This is a genomic window from uncultured Tenacibaculum sp. (assembly GCF_947495995.1).
GTDB lineage: Bacteria > Bacteroidota > Bacteroidia > Flavobacteriales > Flavobacteriaceae > Polaribacter.
This window is the reverse complement of sequence record NZ_CANMAX010000001.1, coordinates 25,505-46,392: the sequence shown is the minus strand read 5'-3', so window position 1 is coordinate 46,392 and position 20,888 is coordinate 25,505. Positions and strand designations below refer to the sequence as shown.

Sequence of the window (20,888 nt, the reverse complement as noted above, 5' to 3'; positions counted from 1 at the left end):
TTTCTAATTTTTCTTCCAGAAGAAAGGAGTAAATAAAATAAGTACAGTAAATAATTCTAAACGTCCAATTAACATTAGAAAAGAACAGAACAATTTAGCACTAGTAGAAAGATGTGAGAAATTATCTACAGGACTAACACTACCAATTGCAGGTCCGATATTTCCTAATGAAGAAGAACAAGCACCAAGTGCTGATTTAATATCTAATCCCATCATAGCAAGAATTACAGTTCCTACAATAAAGATTAACATATATAAAATGAAGAATGATATAATGTTAAAAACAATAGTTTGTTTTACTGCTTTCCCATCGTAACGAACAGGTATAATTGCGTTTGGGTGTAAAGATTTTTTAAATTCTAAGAAACTATTTTTAAGCATTACAATATGACGAACCACTTTTACTCCTCCAGAAGTAGAACCAGCTGATCCACCAACAAAAAATAGAGCAAAAAATATAGCAGTTACAAAGTAACTCCACATGGTAAAATCAGCAGAGACAAATCCTGTAGTGGTTACCACAGAAATTACTGAAAATAAAGCATGACGGAAAGAGCTTTCTACTTTTCCGAATACCATTGGATGTGCTATAGTAGTTTTTAGTGATTCATCTTGGAAGAAGATGATGCAAACAGTTACTAAAACGGTTACTAAAAGTATACCTAAACCATAATATTTAAACTCTTCGCTTTGTATTACTTTTCTCACTTTTCCTTTCAGTGCGAAGTAAGTTAAAACGAAGTTTGTTCCAGCGACAAACATGAAGAATATAATGATGTACTGAATCATAGGCATGCCATTCCAGTGGGCAACACTAGCGTTTTTAGTAGAAAACCCACCTGTACTAACCGTAGCCATAGCATGATTAATGGCATCATACCAAGTCATTCCAGCTACTTTTAGCAATAAGAATTCAGCAATGGTAAGTCCAACATAAATTAGCCATAAACGTTTGGCAGTATCGGTAATTCTTGGGTGTAATTTATCAGCAGACGGACCAGGAGCTTCGGCTAAGAATAACTGCATTCCACCAATACCTAATAATGGTAAAATAGCAATTGTAAGCACAATAATTCCCATTCCACCAATCCAATGTGTCGCACTTCTCCAGAAAAGTATTCCTTTTGGCATACTTTCAATATCTGTAAGAATGGAAGATCCGGTAGTTGAATATCCAGAAATAGTCTCAAATAAAGCGTTCGGAATTGAAGGTATACTTCCTGTTAATAAGTATGGAAGCATTCCTGTTAACGTTAGAATAATCCACCCTAATGTAACAATAAGATAACCTTCTTTCTTTTGTAAATTTTTGTTGGTCGGCTTATTGAAAAAGAACAATAAAAGTCCGATAAAAACAGTAATAATACCTGCATTTAAAATTCCAAGAACAACATTTTTTTCGCTGAAGTATAAACTAAAAGGAATTGCTAACCACATGAAAAGACCGTTCAAAACGGCAGTAATTCCTAAAAAACGAAAAATTAATTTGAGATTTAAACTTTCCATTAGTTAAATAAGTCTTCAACAGTTGAAATAGCTTCAGGTAAACAAAATACAATTGCATGATCGCCAGCTTGTATTTGCATATCACCAAAAGACATTAATGCTTTTCCGTTTCTAATAATTCCTCCAAAAACAGCTTCTCTAGGAAAACGTAGTTCTCGAATTGGTTTTTCAGTTACTTTAGCTCCGTATTGAACTTCAAACTCAAAAACTTCAGCATCAATATTATGTAAGTTGGCAAGCGCAAGAATTTCTCCTTTACGGATATGTCTAAAAATATTACTTGCTGCAATTAACTTTTTATTTATCAAAGTGTCGATTCCAATAGTTTGAGAAATATTGATATAATCCATATTTTCAACTAATGCTACGGTTTTTCTAACACCTTTAGATTTTGCTACTAAACAAGACATGATATTTGTTTCAGAATCACCTGTAACAGCAATAAATGCATCCATATCTCTAATATTTTCTTCTTCTAATAGTTCTAATTCTCTACCATCACCATGAATTACTAACGTAGTTCTTAAATCTTCAGCAAGAGTTAAAGCTTTATCTCTGTTTTTTTCAACTAACTTTACTTTAAAGTTGTCTTTACAAAGATTTCTAGCTGTTTTTTTACCAATACTACTACCACCTAAGATCATTACGTTTTTAATGTCTAAATGCTCTTTTCCAATAATAGGATATAGTTTTTCAATACTATAATTTGGAACAGAAAAATAAACCTGATCGTTCATTTTATATTCTGTATCTCCTCTAGGAATTATAGTTTGTGCAATACCTTCTCTTTTAATCGCAATGGTAATAAAATCTACCATATTGAATTTATCTTTAGCCTCTTTAACAGATAAGTTTACGATTGGAGATTTATATCCTAACGTAGTTCCCATCACATTAAACAAACCATTTTCAAAGGCAACAGTATCATTAAAAGATGACTGATGTAATAGCAATTTAATTTCCTCTGCTGCTAATTCTTCAGGAGAAATCATAAAGTCAACACCAAAATCTTTAAAATCGATACACTCGCTATTTAGAAATTCTGGGTTTTTAATTCTAGCAATTGTTTTGTTTACTCCTAAAGCTTTACCAATAACAGCAATTGTAAAGTTTGTGTTTTGGTTTTCAGTAACAGCTAATAACAAATCGGCATTTCCAATTCCTATTTCTTTAAGTAACTTTATTGAAGTTGCATCTCCTTTTTTAGTGATAACGTCTAAGTTATTATTGATATAATTCAATTTGTCACCATCTAAATCGACAATGTATGTGTCTTGAGATTCGTAGGATAGGAGTTTAGCCAGATGAAATCCAACATCACCAGCTCCGGCTATAATAATTTTCATATTAAAAATTAACGAATAGGCTACAAAGATACAGTTTTAACATTAAAAAACTAGACGATTTCTTTAAATCTAGAAATTGATAACATTACAAAATGAAAGAAATTAAATGTAAGTTTTTGTTAATGAGTAAGTTTTGATGAAGCTGTGTTTTTAAGTTCTAGTTTGCTCAAGTTGAGTGTTTTGATAAGAATTCATAGTTTCTATTACTTTTTTTATCTTTGGTAGTAAAATTGAAAAAATGAAAAAGTTGAGTATTAAATCTTGGGCTATCGATGATAGACCTAGAGAAAAGTTATTGCATAAAGGAAAATCGATAATTACCAATGCAGAGTTAATCGCAATCTTAATTGGTTCTGGAAATAGAGAAGAAAGTGCTGTAGAACTCTCCAAACGAATTTTAGCTTCAACAAATAATAATTTAAACAGCTTATCCAAATTATCTATAGAAGAACTTACTAAGTTTAAGGGAATTGGCGAAGCTAAAGCCATAAGTATAATCACAGCATTGGAATTAGGGAAAAGAAGGCAATTTGAAGAAGGTCAGCGTATTTTTAAAATAAAATCATCTGCTCATGTTTGTAATCTAATGCAACCCATTGTTGGAGATTTAGCTCATGAAGAGTTTTGGGTGGTGTATTTAAATAATTCGAATACAGTTTTAGCAAAACATCAAATAAGTAAAGGCGGTTTAGTTAGTGCTTTGGTTGATGTACGTTTGATTTATAAGAAAGCTTTAGAGCTGGCTTCAGTAGGAATTATTCTAATTCATAATCATCCGTCAGGAAAATTAACTCCAAGTAATTCAGATAAACAGCTTACTCAAAAAATAATTAAAGCAGGAGAAGCTTTAGACATAAAAGTTTTGGATCATTTAATTATAACTGAAAAAGATTACTTTAGCTTTGCAGACGAAGGAATTCTGTAGTTACAGAAACGAACAATAGATGATATTTTTGACTTGATATTAGTTTACACACATAAAGTTACACCCAGAGTACGCTATATTTTTAAGCATATTTTTACTAGAACATTGCTTTTAGAAGTAGATTTTACTTCTAAGATTGAGGATTTTGTTGCGTTTAACGGACCTAAGATGTCGTATACAAAAGTTCCGTTAGGAAATGAATTCTTTATAAAAAGTACCGATTTATTATTTGAACAAGGTGTACGTGATGTAGATATTGATATTTCAAAATGGGACAACGTTCCTTGTTTTTTCTTTCAAGGAAAGAAGTCAACTATTCCGTTCGATATTTTTTCTGCAAGTTTTTTCTTGATTACAAGATACGAAGAGTATCTGCCTCATATTAAAGATAAATACGAGCGTTTTCCTGCAAATCAAAGTTTAGCATATCAACATGGATTTTTAGAAAAACCAGTGATAGATATTTGGGCTTATAAACTATTAGCAGTTATTAAGGAAAGATTTCCTGAATACGAATATAAAGAAAGAACTTATAAGTTTATTTCTACAATAGATGTTGATAATGCTTATGCGTATAAGTATAAAAGTACAATTAGAGCATTTGGAGGTTTGTTGAAAGATATTTATCAGTTAAACTTTTTTAATGCTTTAGATCGAATAGCGGTTAGATTTAATTTAAAAAGAGATCCGTACGATACTTTTAAAAAGATAATAGCACTAAAGAAAAAGTACGATGTAAGAACTGTTTTTTTCTTTTTAATTGCCGATTATTCGACTTATGATACGAATGTTTCTGCATCAAAAGGTAAATTCCGGTTGCTAATTAAAGATATGGTTGATTACGCAAGAGTAGGATTACATCCTTCTTTTTACACCATGAATAACTTTCAGAAATTGAAAACTGAAAAAGAGCGTTTAGAAGGAATTACAAATATGCCGATTTTTAGATCGAGACAACATTATCTTCGTTTCTCATTGCCTACTACATTTCAGAAGTTAATTGATTTAGAAATTCATGAAGATTATTCAATGGGATATGCGAGTCATGTCGGATTCAGAGCAAGTACTTGTACACCTTTTTATTTCTATGATTTAGATTTTGAAATTCAAACGCCGTTAAAAATCTTTCCATTTGCATTGATGGATACAACATTGAATGATTATATGAAGTTAACTCCTAAACAATCTTTAGGTAAGATAAACGAGTTAAATAATGCTGTAAAGAAAGTTAATGGAACATTTATAACATTATTCCATAACGAAAGTTTAAGTGGTTACATGCGTTGGAAGGGTTGGGGAAGAGTTTATGAATCAATGTTAAAGATTATTACGAATAGATGATAACATTTGTTGCTAGGAAAAACTTAGATGAAGAAAAATATAATGCTTGTGTAGCGAATTCGATACAAAGTAACGTTTTTGGATTTTCTTGGTATTTAGATCAAGTAACAGATAACTGGAGTGCTTTTGTTTTAAACGATTATGAAGCTGTAATGCCAGTGCCATGGAAAAGAAAATTCTTTATTAAATATGCATATCTCCCTTTTTGGATTTTAGAATTAGGAATTTTCTCTAAGGAAATTGAAGATGAAAATGAATTTCTAATTGAAGTATTTAGTGAGTTTAAATTTGTTGAAAGCCGACTGAATAGTAAGAATTCATTTTCAATGTTTGAAGCGTATCAGCAAGGAAGAACTTTTCAATATATTTCATTAAACGATCCTTACGAAAAAGTAAAGTCAGGTTACAGAAGAGATCGAAGAAAGGATTTAAATAGAGCAAAGAAGAACGATTTAACTGAAAAGTGGGATGATGATCCGATGAATCTCATTAATTTATATAGAGATAATGTCGGGAAAAGAGTAACTAAAATAAAAGAACAAGATTATATACGTTTACATAAAGCTATGAGTATTTGTATTCAGAAAAAAGTCGGACAAATTTTATCTGTTTACAATAAAGATGGAGAATTAATTGCTTCAGGATTTTTTACAAAATTTAAAGATAAAGTATCGATTCTTGCTTCAGCTACTAATTTCAATGATAGAAAAAACGGAGCAAATACATTTCTTATAGATCGAGCTATTTTTAAGTATCAGCCTCAATATTCTGAATTTAATTTTGGAGGTTCTTCAATGAAAAATATTGCACAATATTTCTATAGCTTCGGAGCAAAAACAGAAAATTACATATTAATAAGACAAAATAGATTACCTAAACTACTTCAAATTTTTAAACGTTAGTGTTTAAAAACTCTTGATATTTCTTAGGAAGTTTTCTGTTGAATTTTATTTGAGATAAATCTTCTGTATAAGCAGGCTTTTCTTTCACAACTTTACAAGGATTTCCAACTGCGATAGAATTACTCGGAATATCTTTTGTTACTACAGAATTTGCTCCAATTATAACATTATCGCCAATGTTAACTTCAGGTAGAACGGTCGTGTTAGCGCCAATCCAAACGTTATTTCCAATAACAATAGGATCTGATTTTATATGTTCACGTAAATTCTCAAAATTGTGATTAGAGGAAATAATAGAAACACCCGGACCTAATTCAATATTATTTCCGAAAATAATTCCATTATTGGCTTGAATATAATTATTCAAATTATCACCAGGATCACATAAAATTCCTTTTTGAATATTTTTTGGAGCTAGTACTTTAGAAGTAAAATGAACTGGCCATTTTACTTTTGGGTTCAGTCTAAAAAAGAATTGCGGAATTATGTAATGAAAAAACAAAATATAATATCGTTGATAACCGTACTTTGGTCGGTAATATTGAGGATAGAAAAGTTTGATAATCCATCCAAAAATTAAAAAGTCGATTTTACTAAACATTAGATTTTGTTTTTACAAAAATACAAATACCATTGAACTACAATTTGATTGTAAGCTTTTGTAGGATTTTTAAAAGGTAAATTCTTTTTTAAGAGTTCTTCTTTAAGTTCATTTGTGATTAATAGATAATTATTCCAGTCAGATTTTTCTAATTGTTTTGTCAAAACTTTTTTAGGAATCAAATTCTTAACAACACTTTTTAATTTATTTTCTTTTAAATGTTTAGAATCTGGTTTATAATCATTAGAAAAATACACATTTAGAGGTTTAAAATAATTTGAAATCAAAACATCATCAAATAACTTTTTCTCTAATTTATATTGAACAGGAATCCTTTTGAAATGTTCGAGTAATTCAGAATCCCAAAAAGGAAAACGAACTTCACAACCAAAGAATGTATAAAAATTAGCAGAATTAAAAATATACTTGGTAATCTTCTCTTTGATATCAAAATCTTCGAAAACTGCGTGAGGTGATTTTTTGGTGTATTCTTTATTAAAATTACTGAGTGTTGTTGTAATTGTATTTTGTAATTTCTCTTTTTGTTCGGCCGTATGATTAAATAAATTGTATTTCTCCTTATAAATAGTTGCTACTAAATTATCAGAAGTAAAATCTTTTGGAATTACTTTTAAAAATTGACTTCCACCTAATAAATCACCTGCATAACCTGAAATAACAACAGTGTTTTCATCAATCAATTTTTGTTGTTTCAAATAATTAACTGCAAAATACTCTTGAAAGTTTGGTGTGCTTGAATATTTTCCAGCAAATTCCACAAACTTTTTGAATTCGTTTGAGTTAGTGAAGCCTTCAATTAATGCTTTTGAATATGGAATAAAAATCCATTCAAAATCGAGTTCTTCAGCAACCTTTTTTGAATTTTCAATTTCAAAACTAGATGTTCGTCCATAGGTATAACAGATAACATTTTTATGTCCTAATTTTTTTAAGTAACAAGCGATTAATCTAGAATCATAACCTGCACTTAAAGGCAATGCAATTCTTTTTCCTTCAATAGTTTTTGATAATCGATTAAAAGCATTGTCAAACGTATTAATAGTTTTTTCTTTGAGTTTAGTATAAGATTCTTTACTACATTCTAAAGGAACATAATTAAACAAAAACTCAGAACTAATAATTTCTTCATTTTGTAGCGTAAGTAATTCACTGGATTGAGTTATGAATATTTCATTAAATAATGTTTTGTTTGCGTAACAATGCAAAGAAGAAAGCATTTCAATTTCCGATTCTTTACGAATAGTTTCTGATTTAAATTCTTCAATTGTATCTGTAATTAAAAGTGTTTCGTTTTTCATTCCATAGAATAATGGAAAGCTTCGAGTTGTATCACATACAATTAAAGTACTATTGTCAATTGTGATTACAATAGTAAATACTCCATTAAATTGCCTTGCCGCGTTTTTAAATTCAGGAATAGATTGAAAACTTAAAAGTTTAAGGATTGCATTCTCTTTTTCATAAAATGTGTTTTCATAAAAGAAATATCCTTTAAAATATGAGTTTTCTGATGAAAACCAATCAAAACCTCTATTTTGCTTTAAGTGAATTCTCATCTTATTCCGAATGTTTTTTTAATGAGAATCTATTTCGTATTTCTTGATAAATAGCGTTAGAATAAACTGAAAACATTGTTCGATCTCCTAAAATTAGTTTACATTTTTGATAGAATTTTCTTGAAAAAAGAATGCTGAGTAAACTCGAGTTTTGTAAAGTTTTACCTTCTTGTTGAGGTGCTATTTTAGGATTATTTTTTCTGAATAATGTGCGATGTGCTTCTTTACGCCATTTGCTACTGTAATTACTGAAATCAGAAATTTGATGTAAATGATTCATAAAAGTTTCATCCTCTGACTTTTTTACAAATCCATCATTTATACTGAACGGAACAAAATCAAAAGAGAAATCTGTTTTTCTAAATTGAAACCTGACTAAAGCTCCGGAATTTACATAATCGTACATTTTGTGATTAGGTATATCAAATACAAAATTTCCTAACGAATAAAATACAGGTGTTGTATTAATGTGTTCAAATCCTTGAAAAGTATGGGAATGATGTGCAATAACTATTGAAACTTTTTTTAGACTAGCGACTTTCTGTAAAAACTTTCGTTTCACAGGAGAAGGATAAACAGTAAACTCTTCAAAACCATGAAAATTTACAACAATATGATCGGTTTTAGAACTGAGTTTTTCAACAAGCTTTTTTATTTGATTGAAACTTTTCTTAGGAATCGAATATTTTCCTAATTCATAAGGAAAAGTATGTACAACGCCAATTAAACCAATTTTAATTCCGTTCTTTTCTATAATTTGAACAGCGTCTTTTTGCTCATTAGTTATTCCAAAGTAAAGACATTTGTGTTGTTCAATTTCTTGAATTGTATCATCAACACCAGTAGAATCAGTATCAAAAATGTGATTATTAGCAAGATTAAATACTTTAATGTTTTGTCGAGATAAGTAACTAATAGTTTCTCTAGGACTTTTAATTACTGTTTGTGTTGTCGTTCTAAATTTAGAAGAAGTTGTAGGACCTTCTAAATTACAAACAACATAGTCATTTTGTTGGAATTCAAATTTTAGTTCACTACAAAATATTTCATCGTTATCAACAACTTTAGAAACGAATGCGCCAGAGATATTCAAATCTCCTGTAAAAGTTATGTTGATGTTATTGGTATCCAATCTGCTTTTTGTTTGAAATACTAATTAAGTAAATAATCATAAAAATATTAAAAATTGCGCCTACTAGTGAAAATAAGACCAATGAAATAACTAGGTTGTTATACAGTTTGAAACCAATAAATAGTGCTAAAAATCTAAAGATTAGTAATAGAATATCAAAAAGCAGTAAAACTTTCTGTCGATTTAAAATTGTGATTAGCGGTGTAATAGGCGAGCATAAAAACATGAAGAATAACCAAGGAATTAAAATTCTAGTATACAAGCCAACATCTTTCCATTCACTACCAAAAATGAATTCAAAGAAGAAAGAAATAATTGCTAAACCACCGAATAATATAGCTCCAGTAACCACTAAACCTTTGATTGTTTTTAAAACGAAAGATTTTAAATCTCCTTGATCATTTACAATTTGAGTTGCTTTACTGAAGAATACTTGACTAACTGAATTTTGAACAATACCAGTTGGGGCTTTACTTACTTTACTTGCCAATCCATAAATTCCTGTGGCTTTAATTCCAAAGAATTTAGTAATTAAAAGAATAGGCAATTCATTCGATAAAGTATTAGAAAAGTTGATGATTGTACTATAAATAGGAATGTCTTTATATTGTTTTACAACTTGTTTCATTTCAGCAAGAGATACATGATGTAATTCTTGTCGTATACTTGAATAAGAGTTTTTTAGTAAAGACGATACTTGAAAAACCATTCCAGCTAAATAACCGGGAATAAGTCCTAATGATTTTATAGTTAATCCAGTTGTAAGTTGTCCAATACTCATTGTACTGGATTTTATCAGTTGAGCTTTCGCGATATTTTTAAAGTTTTCATTTCTGTTATTCCAATATTCAAGAGCAAAAGAAACTCCATATAAGAAAGCAGCCAAAGGCAAAAAATAAACGAAATAAAATAAACTTTGTAGATTAAAAAAAGTAACAATTGGTTCTTTAAATAGAAAAATTAAAATGAAAAGAATCAATGAGTTTATAAATAGAATGCAAAGTAAAGAAACAAAAACATTAATAGCTTTTTTAGTGGTTTCAGGAACTACAATAGCAAGTTCTAACTGATAAGAAATTAAAGGTTTTAATAACAAAACAGTAGAAGAAAAAAGCATAAAAACTCCAAATACTTCCTCATAGAATAATCGAGTAAGTAAAGGAATAAATGCATACATGATTATTTGACTTAAACCCGATCCGGAAATAAGTGTAAGAATGTTTTTAATGAATGAATTCTTGAGTAACTTCAATGTATCCTTTACTTTAACTTCAGTATTAATTTGTGAAGTTTTGTATTTTGAATCAAATATAATTATTCTTTAGAACTATTTATTTTCAAGACACTAAATAAGCCTCTAAAAAGAAATAAGGTGTTGAGTTAACAACACCTTAGTAATACAATAATTTTAATATGTGTTAAAAACGTTTTCCAAATGATATTCCAACTCTTGGGTAAAGTTCAGAAATATGGTAGTATTCATCTGTTCCAAAAAATCTACCAATACCTATAAAAATTTCTCCAACCCATCCTTTTCTAGAGATAAATTTTCCTCCAGCAGCAACACCAAGTCCGAAGTATAATTTACTTTCACGAGGCCCAGGAGAAAGGAAGCAATCGTAACAAGGTCTTGGATCATCAGCGATAACGGCTGCGTTACCTTCAATAAAGAATCCTGCAGCTTTTTTCTTTCCAAAATATAACCTGTAATAAGGAATTACACCAAAATTATAGAGATTGTTCTCTTCTAAATCGAAGTTTACAGAAATTCCAACTGCTGATTCATTATTCAATATTCTCTCATAGCTAATTTCAGCTACACCTAATGCTAAATAAAATCCGTTAAGTTTAATTTCGTTTTTTCCTTGTATTTGACTTACTTTTTCTTCTTGAGATTGAACTTTAAATATTGATAATACTAAAAAGACAATTACGGTAGTAATATTTAAATTTTTCATACGATTTTTTCGGCAAATATATTTTTTCTATTCTTAATTTTTGAATGATTTTTAAAAAGAAATGATTTCTTAACATTTTCCTTTTTTTTGATTTTTGTTTTCTTAGCAATTTCCCCTTACTTAGTATTGACGTTTTTTATTTTCATGACTTCTTCTAGAAGAGGAGGTAAGCCACTTTTTCTAATTGAATCGTTATTCCAAAAACTTAATATACAACTCACGTAATTGTTTCTAACTTTACAAGCAACGTAAAAAACGGTTAATGATTTTGCTCCTGATAATCCAACTAAAAGCGAAGAGGTTCCTTTTATATCATAAACAATTTTTGTGGCTTTGGTATCAGTTCCTTCAAACTCAATTGGTATTGATTCTTCTGACAGTACTTTTAAGTTTTTTTTCATTTTAGTCGTCACTAATTGAAAATTCAATCCTTTTTTAGCACTGTTTAAATTTTTGTGAATAGACCAATTCATTTGTCCGGAATAAGGACATTGAACATTATTAATATCTTGCCACTTGCATGCTGGACCAAGTTGAATTAATCTTCCAGCAAAATCTATCATATCTACAACAGGTTCTGCAAATCGATCTTTAGGAATTTTATTTTTTATAGCTAAATCTATAAACTCTCTTTCAAGATTAGGGTTTCTTTTGTAGCTATTAAAAAAGATAACTGAGATTTGTTTTTTACTATTTTCAATAAAATATATAGCGTCATACTGATTGAATTCATCATTAATTTTAGTTTCAGTTGTAACTAAGAAATGATTGTGTAATAGTAAGCTATCTTTAGTTTTAAGATCTTTCTTTTTAATGCGGTATTTTCTATAAGCTTTCTTAAGTCCTTTTTTATTAAAACTGTAAGAAAAATCTTGTTTGCTAATTCGAATTCCATCAACATTATAGAACGTTAGGTTTTCATTTTTAATGGCTCGAAGCCGATCTAAACTTATTGAATTTTGAGCATAGGCTATTATCAATATAAAATAGCTTGTAAGAAATAGTTTTAGTTTCATATTTAGATGTATTGGTTTAAGTGAATTTTTAAGAATTTTCTCCCATCTTTTTAAGATGTTTAAAGTGAGAAATCATCATGTTTAGCAATGTTTTTTTATGATATGGATATCCATATTCTTTAGTTGTTTCTTCGATAATTGAATTGATTTTGTCGTAGTTCGTATGACAAATGTTTGGGAATAAATGATGAGCGGCGTGACAGTTAGAGCCTCCACTTAAGAATCGAGCAAATTTGCTATTCGGATTCCAATCACAACTAGTTTTTAATTGATGAATTGCCCAAGAAGAGTTTAATTCATTGTTCTCGCATTCGTAATAAGAAGCTTCTAAAAAGAAATGAGTTCCTACAAGCATTACTACAAAAAGTAAAGACGTAAATGCTGAAGTGGTAATGTAAGTTAGTGTTACAAACTGAAAGGAAACATTTGAATACGCAAATGGAATAAAAAGGACTAAAGAAAAGTACAGAATTTTGAAAAGGAAAAATCTGATGTACAATTGGTTTTTAGAAACACCTTCTCGCATCCAAGAATATTCTTTAGAGAAAAGATAAATCCAATCTCCCATAAAAACAGAATGTAATAAAGCTAACATGTAAACAAATGGCGCATAAATATGTTGGTATTTATGTTTTTTAGACCAAGGATGTGAAGGAGCCAATCGTAAAAACGGATTTTTATCAATATCGATATCACTTCCTTCAACATTTGCATATAAATGATGAGATCTAATATGTCTTAATCCCCAAAGCAAAGGATCTATTCCAACAGTTAAAAAACAAAAGAAATGTAAAACCTGATTGGCATCTTTATTTCTAAAAGCAGTGTTATGAGAAGCATCGTGGCCAAAACTAAAGCCAATAAGTAATCCAGAAATTTGAAACATTAAAAAGAAACACCAAAATGCTAGATGACTGTGCGTAAAAAATAAAGCACTGTAACTAAAATAAGATACGAAGCACCAAAAAATGCCTTTAGCCCAGAAATTAAAATCTCCGAATTTTGAGTTATTATAACCAAGTTGATAAAAGACTTTTTCTCTTAATGTGGTGAAAAATTGTTTTTCTTTAGTTGAACTTATAAATTTAGGATTTTCCATAATTGAAGAATTAAAGTTTATGTCAAAATTATGTTCAGCTTAAAATATTTTAGTCCGATAAAAATCACTTTCCATAGAATAGGACGAGTTTGCCGATTTTAGGACAACTTAAATTGAACAGATAAAATGTTGATGAGTTTTAATTGAAAAGTATTAATGCGAATTGATTTAGCTTTTAGAAATTCCAGTTAATAAGCGGAAAGTTTCTTTTTGAATTTTTGTTCCATAATCCAATTTGAATTCCTTTTAGATTTTCACACTCATTAACCAAACCGATTTGTATTCCGCGACATTTATTACTCGCATTTCGAAGAATTCCGAAGGTTAAACCGTTAATAGTTTCGTGACTATTTACCAATCCAGTTGAAAAACCATTTGTTGTGTTTCCTCTCCCTCCAGAAATATTAATCTCTATACCATTTATCTTACTAGAGTTCGGGTCGAACAAGGTTAGGTTTATTCCGTTAATTCTATTTTGATCTTCATAACCAAATGTGTTGTCAATTTGTCCAGCTTTAATAATAGGAGCATGCAAAAGAGTTAAAAAAGGCATGAATATCGTAATAGGAGTTACATTTAATCGAATTCCATTTACATCAGCATAACGTTTCTTAAGAGCCAAGATGGTATAATTAAAACCTAAACCATTTATAGTTGTGATTTTTGAAGATGGACTAAATCCAATAATAGAAGCGGTATCGTTTTCTTGCGCATTTAATTTACCTGTAAAAAGTAGAAAACACATAAGTGAATAAACAATAAAATACAATGAAGCTTTTTTCATGATTTGTAAGATTAAAAAGTTACTTCAAAAGTATTTTTGAAACCAAAAACGAATGTCCAGAATCTTAGTTTATGATTGTAATAGGAGAGGTTTGCCGATTTTAGGATAGTCTTTATAAAGAAAAACAGTTTTTGGTGTACTGCCAAAAACTGTTTAAAAATCTTACAGAAAACGGTTGTGTTAAAAGAGTTTGATTAAGTTATCTCGTTCTTTTTTATATCTACTTCTTCCAATCCACAAAGGAATAGATATACCTGCATAACCAGCCGCTGCTATATAATGAATGTCTTGAGAAAAATCGTTAAAAATTCCGCTTCGATTTCCGCTTGTAATAGCAGAAGCAATAGCTAATATTGAAAGTCCAGTGCAGATGTATGCAAAAAGCTGATTAGATCTGTATCTTTTATCGTATTGTAGAATTAAATTCAGTTTTAAAAGATCATTTTGATTATTGAAGTCAATTTTATCATAATCAATACCCAAGACTTGTAGTTTTTTAATAGATTTTTGATTGAAATTAATTTGAGTTGAAGCTTGTTCAGTTTCTTTTTCCGATTGAGAAAAACAATTAGTACTAACGAATAGTGTGCATAAAATAATACACATTTTTAAATAGGTTAATTTTAGTTTCATGATTACTACTTTTTATAATTAGAAATTCATGACATAAAACTATTTGCAGAAAGTACTTTCAGAGTCCAGAAATAAGGTTTATGCTAGAAACAGGACGGTTTTGATGATTTTAGGACACTGTTTTTACGAGTTTTGAACTCTAAAATTAGTAGGAGTGATGCCTGTATGTTTTTTGAATGCATTGTAGAATGTAGATTTAGAATTGAATCCGGATTCTAGCGCAATTGAGGTAATCGTATAATTATTGTATTCGGGATCTAACAACAATTGTTTCGAAAATTCTACTCGATAATTATTGATAAGATGATTGAAATTCTGAGAAGTTTCTTCATTAATTACTTTTGATAATTGACTACTGCTTATTTGTAGTTCGTTTGCTAAGGTTTCTAAACTTAATAAATTATCTAAAAAACGTCTATTATCGGTAATATAAGATGTAATTTGAATAAACTTTTGAGAGGTGTTTTGCTTTTCCTTTTGTGGTTTTGCAATAATTTTTTCTCGAATCGATTTTCTTTCTTTTACTTGTTTTAAAACAAAAATAAGTTCATAACCTAACCAATAAATAAGCAAGGTTGTCATAACCCTTAACGGGTAATAGAAAACAATAAAATTATCGAAGTTTAAATAGAACTTTACAATAAGCGCTACAGACCAAAGTATGTAGGTGATTCCACCTAAATAAATAAAAGAGTTTAACCATTTTAAATTATCAAAACTTAAAACCTCTTTAAAAAGGTGACTTTTATATTTTAAGGTACTATAACTGTAATAGAATAAAATTAAAGAAATAAGTAAGCTGATCACTTCTTCGATAGCAGTATATTTTTCATAAAATAAACTATAATCTGCATCACTCTTTACATCTTTAATAAATGATAAGTACACTACTTGAAAAATAATACTGATAAAGAAAAGAGGAATAATGAACTTTAAAACATTAAAGAACTTCTTTTTAATATCTAAATAATGCAGTAGGAAAACGTAGAAAAAAGGAGCAATTAATAAATGCCAAGGAATTTGAATGTACTTTAAAATAAAGAACTCTTTGATTAACAGCCAAGATTGCAAATTATTTAAAGCTATGGCTAAAATCATTAAGCTTAGAAATAAAATTCCTCTATTTTTGGTTTTCTTTTTTAACAAGAAAAAGAAGAAAGCAAAACCGTGTATTGCGCTTACGATTAAGAATAAATTAAAAAGTTCAGATAACTGCAATTTTCTACTCTTTATTTTCTAGGCAAGATATATTTTTTTAACAATTAAATTAAATTTCAGACTAATTATATCCTTACTTTTGAGCTATGACTGGTATAGAGCATATATTTTTTGATTTAGATCATACACTGTGGGACTTCGATAAAAACTCCGCATTAACTTTTCAACAAATTTTTGAGGAACAAAACATAAAACTTGATTTTGATGAATTTTTAAAAGTTTATATTCCTTTAAACTTAAGTTACTGGAGACTGTACAGAGAAGATAAAATTTCTAAAGAAGCGTTACGATACAAAAGATTAAAAGATGTTTTTGACGCTTTAAATTATGAAGTTTCAGATGAACTGATTCACCAGATTTCAGAAGATTATATTAATTACTTACCAAATCATAATTTTTTAATTGAAGGAACAATTGAGTTGCTTGAATATTTGAAACCTAAGTATAAATTGCATATTATTACAAATGGTTTTAAAGAAGTGCAGTACAAGAAGTTAAATAACTCAGGGATACGAGATTTTTTTGATATAATTGTTACTTCTGAAAGTGTTGGGGTTAAAAAACCTAATCCTGAAATATTTAATTTTGCATTAGAACTAGCAAACTCAAAACCAGAAAATAGTGTAATGATAGGTGATAGTTTAGAAGCAGATGTAATTGGATCTCAAAATTTAAACATCACACCTGTTTTTTTCAATCCGAATAAAGAAGAACACGAAACTAGTGTTAAAACTGTAGTAGAGTTGTTAGAAATTAAACAATTTCTTTAGTTTTAGAGCGTTACAAATGAACATGAAAGTAAATGAGAATATGATGAGATTTTTTTTAAAAACAGTATTTTGTTGTTTTGTATTGATGTTAAGTTCTTGTGTAGAAGATCTTAATTTCGATCAAGCAGGAGATTTAGAATTAACACCAGCTGTTGCTGCTTCGTTAGTAAATTCTACAATCACACAAAACCAATTGGTAATTGGAGGAACAGAATTAAGTATGCCAATTGAACAAACGTCTTTATTCACTGTTTTTAATAACGAACAATCTAATGATAATTTAGAGAGAGCAGTTTTACGTTTTGATATCAATAACCAATTTAATAGAAGATTTAGAATTCAATTTCTGTTTTTAGATAATGGAGATAATACTACTTACGGACCAGTAGTGCTTGATATTCCAGAGAATGAATCTAATTTCAGACAGGAAGAAGAAATCATTATAGCTAACAATCCAGCTTTTACTAATACAAGGAAGGTGCAAGTTAGAATAGAACTTTTACCAAGTACAGATGGATCAACAATAGATGTTAATGTTCCAGCATCTTTAATATTTAAATCAGCAGGAACTTTTTACTTCAGAATAAATTAGTAGATGAAAAAGATTTTAGTATTCTTATCACTAACATTAGTTAGTTATTGTTTTGGGCAACATAAACATATTTTATACGGTTTCGATAAAATTCCACAAGGATTGTTATTAAATCCTGGTGCAGAAACTGCTTATAAATATCATATTGGTGTGCCATTATTATCAGGAATTTCAACTAGCGTAAATACATCTGGATTTACATTAGCAGATTTATTTAGTAACGATAATATAGATTTTACCACAAAATTTAATAATGTAGTTAGTAATTTAGGTACTAACGATTATGCATATATAAACTCTCAAATAGAAGTAATTAACGCAGGTTATCAGTTAAATAAAAAAGATTATATAAGTGTTGGTTATTATACAGAAGTTGATGCATTTTTAAAAATACCAAAAGATTTTGCAGAGTTAATAAGAGATGGTAATGCAGGATTTTTAAACAGAAGCTTTTTGTTTTCTAACTTAGCTGCAAAAGCAGATGTTTTAGGAGTTATTCATGCGGGGATTACAAGAAAGTTTAATGAAAAGTTTATAGCTGGTGCTCGACTTAAAATTTACTCAGGAGCTTTAAATGTAACTTCTACAGGAAACACAGGAAGTTTTACTACTCGTTTAGGATCTTCAGGAATTTATCAGCATTCGTTAACGAATATTAATTTAAACGGATATAGTTCTGGTTTATATGATGAAAATAATGAGTTTGGTGTTGAGTCAAGTGACATTACAGGAAATATTTTCTTAGGAAGTAATTTAGGATTAGGTATCGATATCGGATTTACCTATGCAATAGATGAGCAAACAGAAATTTCTGCAAGTTTATTAGATGTTGGGTTTATTAGCTATTCAAATAAAGTAAGAAACGGAACCGTAGAAGGAAATTATATCTTCGATGGAATAGAATTTCAGTTCGATAATACAAATCCAGATTATTGGCAACAATTGAATGATGAAATCAATGCTCGAATTCCTAGAAGTGAGAATACAGAATCTTATTCAGTAATGCGTCCTGTAAAATTCAACTTTGCAGGAAAGTATAGCTTCGGAAAATCTAGAAGAGAAGAAAATTGTGCAGACATGTCATTTAATGATTATTATGATAATGCTATTGGAGGACAAATTTTCTCTGTTTTAACGCCTATCGGACCTCGATTTGCATTGACAGGTTTTTATGAAAGAAAATTATCTGAACGTTTTAATACAAGAGTTACCTACACAATAGACGATTTTTCAAGTACAAATTTTGGATTCGGAATTTCTGCTAATGTTTGGAAGTTGAATATTTATACTGCAGTAGATAATGTTTTAGGATTGTCTAATTTAGGAGATGCTAATACAGCTTCGTTGCAATTTGGAATCAACTTTATTTCAAGATAGTTTCAAACCTTTTTACTATATTGTCACATCATCCAAAAATTTTTTAAAGAATGAAAAAACTATTGTTCCTTTTGTTAGTATCAACTAGTGTAGCTTTTGCACAAAAGAATATTAATAATTATAAATATGTAATCGTTCCTAAAAATTTTGATGGATTTAAAAGTGCAGATCAATATCAAACAAGTTCTTTATTAAAATTCTTGTTCAATAAACATGGATTTAAAGCTTTCTTTGATGATGAAACTAAACCTGAAGATTTACAAATGAATAACTGTAAAGCATTAACAGCAGTTGTTAAAAAAGGATCAGGATTCTTATCTACAAAAGCGACAATTGAAATGAGAGATTGTCAGAATAGAGTAGTGTATGTTTCAAAAGAAGGTTTCAGTAAAATTAAAGAGTATAAAAGAGCTTATCATGAAGCTATAAGAGAAAGCTTTGTTTCTGTAAAAGGATTAAACTATAAATACATTCCGCCTAAAGAAGAAACGAAAGTTGTAAAAAGAGACTTGAATGTAACAACTGTTCGTAAGCAAACTTTAAATACAGAAACACAACCAAAAGCTCCTGTAGCAGTTAAAGAAGTGAAAAAAGTGAATACAACTTCAAATTCATCTTTTGCAACTTTATATGCGCAACCAAGAGAAAATGGTTTTCAGTTGATAGATGATAAGCCTCAAGTTGTTTTCAAAATCTTAAAAACTCAGTATCCAAATATCTATATTTTAGAGAATGCAAACGGAATGTTAATTCAAAAAGAAAACGGATTTTGGGATGCACAATTTTATAAAGAAGGAAAGCTTACAACTAAAAGTTATAAGATTAAGTTTTAATAATTATACTTTTTATCCCAACGTTTTTTTAGCGTTTCTCTAAAGTTATTTTCTCTAGCATTGTTGCCAGGTTCATATAATTTAGTTCCTGTGATTTCATCCGGTAAATATTCTTGATTTACAAAGTTATTCTCGTAGTTATGTGAGTATAAATAATCTTTACCATAATCAAGATCTTTCATCAGCTTTGTTGGAGCATTTCTAAGATGAAGAGGAATAGATAAATCTCCAGTTTGTCGAACCAATTCTTGAGCTTTTCCTATGGCCATATAAGAGGCATTGCTTTTAGGAGAATTAGCTAAATAAACTGCACACTGACTTAAAATTATTCTTGATTCTGGATAACCTATTACCGAAACAGCTTGAAATGTATTATTCGCCAAAATTAAAGCAGTTGGATTAGCATTACCAATATCTTCGGAAGCAGATATAAGTAATCTTCTTGCAATAAATTTTACATCTTCGCCACCTTCAATCATTCTTGCTAACCAATATACTGCTGCATTAGGATCACTTCCTCTAATAGATTTAATAAAAGCAGAAATTATATCGTAGTGTTGCTCTCCCGTTTTATCATAACGAACCGTATTCTTCTGAACTTTTTCTAATACCAGTTTGTTGGTGATTTCTATTTCTTCTTCAGAGGAAACTAAAAGTTCGAAAATATTTAAAAGCTTACGAGCATCTCCGCCTGAGATTTGTAATAACGCGTCAGTTTCTTTTAACGTTATCTTTTTAGTTGATAAAATTTCATCTTTTTCAATGGCTCTATTCAGTAATGAAATGAGATCTTCTTTATCAAAAGAGTTAAGAATATAAACCTGACAACGAGATAGGAGGGCAGGTATAACTTCAAAACTTGGATTTTCAGTAGTTGCACCAACTAAAGTTACCCAACCTTTTTCAACTGCACCTAAAAGAGAGTCTTGCTGTGATTTACTGAATCTATGAATTTCATCAATAAATAAAATCGGATTTTTCTGAGTAAAAAGTCCGCCACTTTTTTTTGCTTTATCAATTACTTCACGAACATCTTTAACACCAGAACTAATAGCACTTAAAGTATAAAAAGGCCTTTTCGATTCTGTAGCAATAATATTGGCTAATGTTGTTTTTCCGATTCCTGGTGGTCCCCAAAAAATCAATGATGGAATTATACCTTGTTTAATATGATTTGTTAAAATTCCGTTTTTACCAATTAAATGTTGCTGACTTATATAGTCATTTAAAGATTTCGGTCTGATTCGTTCTGCCAAAGGTGCACTCATAAAGTAAAAA

General features: G+C 29.3%; 20 protein-coding genes. 7 read left to right on the top strand and 13 right to left on the bottom strand.

Annotated elements, in window-relative coordinates; translation table 11 throughout:
• Positions 1–3: 3 nt before the first annotated feature.
• Both Q1A15_RS00240 and trkA read right to left on the bottom strand, forming a co-directional pair.
• Positions 4–1,506 carry a potassium transporter TrkG gene (locus tag Q1A15_RS00240; protein ID WP_299617190.1) on the bottom strand — a complete coding sequence of 501 codons (1,503 nt, stop codon included), beginning with the start codon at positions 1,504–1,506 and terminating at the stop codon, positions 4–6.
• Entirely contained in the window at positions 1,506–2,852 is a 1,347-nt protein-coding gene (gene trkA / locus Q1A15_RS00235; RefSeq protein WP_299617188.1) for a Trk system potassium transporter TrkA, read from the bottom strand. The genes Q1A15_RS00240 and trkA overlap by 1 nt, the downstream gene beginning before the upstream one ends.
• 238 nt (positions 2,853–3,090) lie before the next feature.
• Between trkA and radC the strand changes: the two genes are divergently transcribed.
• From radC to Q1A15_RS00220, 3 genes are all read left to right on the top strand, one after another.
• The gene (radC, locus tag Q1A15_RS00230) at positions 3,091–3,777 is read left to right on the top strand and encodes a DNA repair protein RadC (protein ID WP_299617186.1); all 687 of its coding nucleotides are present in this window, start codon (positions 3,091–3,093) and stop codon (positions 3,775–3,777) included.
• A 105-nt stretch (positions 3,778–3,882) separates the two neighbouring features.
• A complete protein-coding gene (locus Q1A15_RS00225; protein WP_363322663.1) occupies positions 3,883–5,118 on the top strand; it encodes a polysaccharide deacetylase family protein in 1,236 nt (411 codons plus the stop codon).
• A complete protein-coding gene (locus Q1A15_RS00220) occupies positions 5,115–6,020 on the top strand; it encodes a hypothetical protein (protein ID WP_299617182.1) in 906 nt (301 codons plus the stop codon). Before Q1A15_RS00225 ends, Q1A15_RS00220 begins: the two co-directional genes overlap by 4 nt.
• On the opposite strand, the gene Q1A15_RS00215 is transcribed toward Q1A15_RS00220, so the two are convergent.
• The 10 genes from Q1A15_RS00215 to Q1A15_RS00170 all read right to left on the bottom strand — a co-directional run bounded on the left by Q1A15_RS00215 (position 6,010) and on the right by Q1A15_RS00170 (position 16,038).
• Positions 6,010–6,621, bottom strand: coding sequence for a DapH/DapD/GlmU-related protein (locus Q1A15_RS00215; RefSeq protein ID WP_299617180.1), 612 nt, complete (start codon positions 6,619–6,621; stop codon positions 6,010–6,012). The two genes, Q1A15_RS00220 and Q1A15_RS00215, sit on opposite strands and share 11 nt — an antisense overlap.
• Positions 6,621–8,198 (bottom strand): asparagine synthase C-terminal domain-containing protein, encoded by a 1,578-nt coding sequence (locus Q1A15_RS00210; protein ID WP_299617178.1) that lies wholly within the window; start codon positions 8,196–8,198, stop codon positions 6,621–6,623. Before Q1A15_RS00210 ends, Q1A15_RS00215 begins: the two co-directional genes overlap by 1 nt.
• Position 8,199: 1 nt before the next feature.
• Positions 8,200–9,330: a CapA family protein gene (locus tag Q1A15_RS00205; RefSeq protein ID WP_299617176.1), complete on the bottom strand. Its 1,131-nt coding sequence runs from the start codon at positions 9,328–9,330 to the stop codon at positions 8,200–8,202.
• On the bottom strand, positions 9,317–10,582 hold the full coding sequence (locus tag Q1A15_RS00200) for an oligosaccharide flippase family protein (RefSeq protein WP_299617174.1): 1,266 nt from the start codon (positions 10,580–10,582) through the stop codon (positions 9,317–9,319). The genes Q1A15_RS00205 and Q1A15_RS00200 overlap by 14 nt, the downstream gene beginning before the upstream one ends.
• Positions 10,583–10,748: 166 nt before the next feature.
• Positions 10,749–11,288, bottom strand: a complete 540-nt coding sequence (locus tag Q1A15_RS00195) for a hypothetical protein (RefSeq protein ID WP_299617172.1) — start codon at positions 11,286–11,288, stop codon at positions 10,749–10,751.
• A gap of 116 nt (positions 11,289–11,404) precedes the next feature.
• Positions 11,405–12,304, bottom strand: coding sequence for a hypothetical protein (locus Q1A15_RS00190; protein ID WP_299617170.1), 900 nt, complete (start codon positions 12,302–12,304; stop codon positions 11,405–11,407).
• A 28-nt stretch (positions 12,305–12,332) separates the two neighbouring features.
• Entirely contained in the window at positions 12,333–13,403 is a 1,071-nt protein-coding gene (locus Q1A15_RS00185) for a fatty acid desaturase (RefSeq protein WP_299617168.1), read from the bottom strand.
• Between the two features lie 175 nt (positions 13,404–13,578).
• Positions 13,579–14,187: a hypothetical protein gene (locus Q1A15_RS00180; RefSeq protein WP_299617166.1), complete on the bottom strand. Its 609-nt coding sequence runs from the start codon at positions 14,185–14,187 to the stop codon at positions 13,579–13,581.
• 180 nt (positions 14,188–14,367) lie between these two features.
• Positions 14,368–14,820, bottom strand: a complete 453-nt coding sequence (locus Q1A15_RS00175; RefSeq protein WP_299617164.1) for a hypothetical protein — start codon at positions 14,818–14,820, stop codon at positions 14,368–14,370.
• A gap of 123 nt (positions 14,821–14,943) precedes the next feature.
• Positions 14,944–16,038 (bottom strand): helix-turn-helix domain-containing protein, encoded by a 1,095-nt coding sequence (locus tag Q1A15_RS00170; RefSeq protein ID WP_299617162.1) that lies wholly within the window; start codon positions 16,036–16,038, stop codon positions 14,944–14,946.
• 86 nt (positions 16,039–16,124) lie between these two features.
• Between Q1A15_RS00170 and Q1A15_RS00165 the strand changes: the two genes are divergently transcribed.
• Genes Q1A15_RS00165 through Q1A15_RS00150 form a run of 4 tightly spaced genes read left to right on the top strand, consistent with a single transcriptional unit; the run spans position 16,125 to position 19,610 of the window.
• A complete protein-coding gene (locus Q1A15_RS00165; RefSeq protein WP_299617160.1) occupies positions 16,125–16,808 on the top strand; it encodes a YjjG family noncanonical pyrimidine nucleotidase in 684 nt (227 codons plus the stop codon).
• 43 nt (positions 16,809–16,851) lie between these two features.
• A complete protein-coding gene (locus tag Q1A15_RS00160; RefSeq protein ID WP_299617158.1) occupies positions 16,852–17,400 on the top strand; it encodes a hypothetical protein in 549 nt (182 codons plus the stop codon).
• A 3-nt stretch (positions 17,401–17,403) separates the two neighbouring features.
• Positions 17,404–18,777, top strand: a complete 1,374-nt coding sequence (locus Q1A15_RS00155; RefSeq protein ID WP_299617156.1) for a DUF5723 family protein — start codon at positions 17,404–17,406, stop codon at positions 18,775–18,777.
• A gap of 50 nt (positions 18,778–18,827) precedes the next feature.
• The gene (locus Q1A15_RS00150) at positions 18,828–19,610 is read left to right on the top strand and encodes a hypothetical protein (protein ID WP_299617154.1); all 783 of its coding nucleotides are present in this window, start codon (positions 18,828–18,830) and stop codon (positions 19,608–19,610) included.
• Here the strand turns inward: Q1A15_RS00150 and Q1A15_RS00145 are convergent.
• Complete coding sequence (locus tag Q1A15_RS00145) at positions 19,607–20,878, bottom strand: replication-associated recombination protein A (protein ID WP_299617152.1); 1,272 nt, start codon at positions 20,876–20,878, stop codon at positions 19,607–19,609. The genes Q1A15_RS00150 and Q1A15_RS00145 overlap by 4 nt on opposite strands.
• Positions 20,879–20,888 lie beyond the last annotated feature (10 nt).

Coding starts and splice junctions, on each gene's coding strand:
- Q1A15_RS00240 (WP_299617190.1), bottom strand. CDS start 1,506: ATGGAAAGTTTAAATCTCAAATTAATTTTTCGTTTTTTAGGAATTACT.
- trkA (WP_299617188.1), bottom strand. CDS start 2,852: ATGAAAATTATTATAGCCGGAGCTGGTGATGTTGGATTTCATCTGGCT.
- radC (WP_299617186.1), top strand. CDS start 3,091: ATGAAAAAGTTGAGTATTAAATCTTGGGCTATCGATGATAGACCTAGA.
- Q1A15_RS00220 (WP_299617182.1), top strand. CDS start 5,115: ATGATAACATTTGTTGCTAGGAAAAACTTAGATGAAGAAAAATATAAT.
- Q1A15_RS00215 (WP_299617180.1), bottom strand. CDS start 6,621: ATGTTTAGTAAAATCGACTTTTTAATTTTTGGATGGATTATCAAACTT.
- Q1A15_RS00210 (WP_299617178.1), bottom strand. CDS start 8,198: ATGAGAATTCACTTAAAGCAAAATAGAGGTTTTGATTGGTTTTCATCA.
- Q1A15_RS00195 (WP_299617172.1), bottom strand. CDS start 11,288: ATGAAAAATTTAAATATTACTACCGTAATTGTCTTTTTAGTATTATCA.
- Q1A15_RS00190 (WP_299617170.1), bottom strand. CDS start 12,304: ATGAAACTAAAACTATTTCTTACAAGCTATTTTATATTGATAATAGCC.
- Q1A15_RS00185 (WP_299617168.1), bottom strand. CDS start 13,403: ATGGAAAATCCTAAATTTATAAGTTCAACTAAAGAAAAACAATTTTTC.
- Q1A15_RS00180 (WP_299617166.1), bottom strand. CDS start 14,187: ATGAAAAAAGCTTCATTGTATTTTATTGTTTATTCACTTATGTGTTTT.
- Q1A15_RS00175 (WP_299617164.1), bottom strand. CDS start 14,820: ATGAAACTAAAATTAACCTATTTAAAAATGTGTATTATTTTATGCACA.
- Q1A15_RS00165 (WP_299617160.1), top strand. CDS start 16,125: ATGACTGGTATAGAGCATATATTTTTTGATTTAGATCATACACTGTGG.
- Q1A15_RS00160 (WP_299617158.1), top strand. CDS start 16,852: ATGAGATTTTTTTTAAAAACAGTATTTTGTTGTTTTGTATTGATGTTA.
- Q1A15_RS00155 (WP_299617156.1), top strand. CDS start 17,404: ATGAAAAAGATTTTAGTATTCTTATCACTAACATTAGTTAGTTATTGT.
- Q1A15_RS00150 (WP_299617154.1), top strand. CDS start 18,828: ATGAAAAAACTATTGTTCCTTTTGTTAGTATCAACTAGTGTAGCTTTT.
- Q1A15_RS00145 (WP_299617152.1), bottom strand. CDS start 20,878: ATGAGTGCACCTTTGGCAGAACGAATCAGACCGAAATCTTTAAATGAC.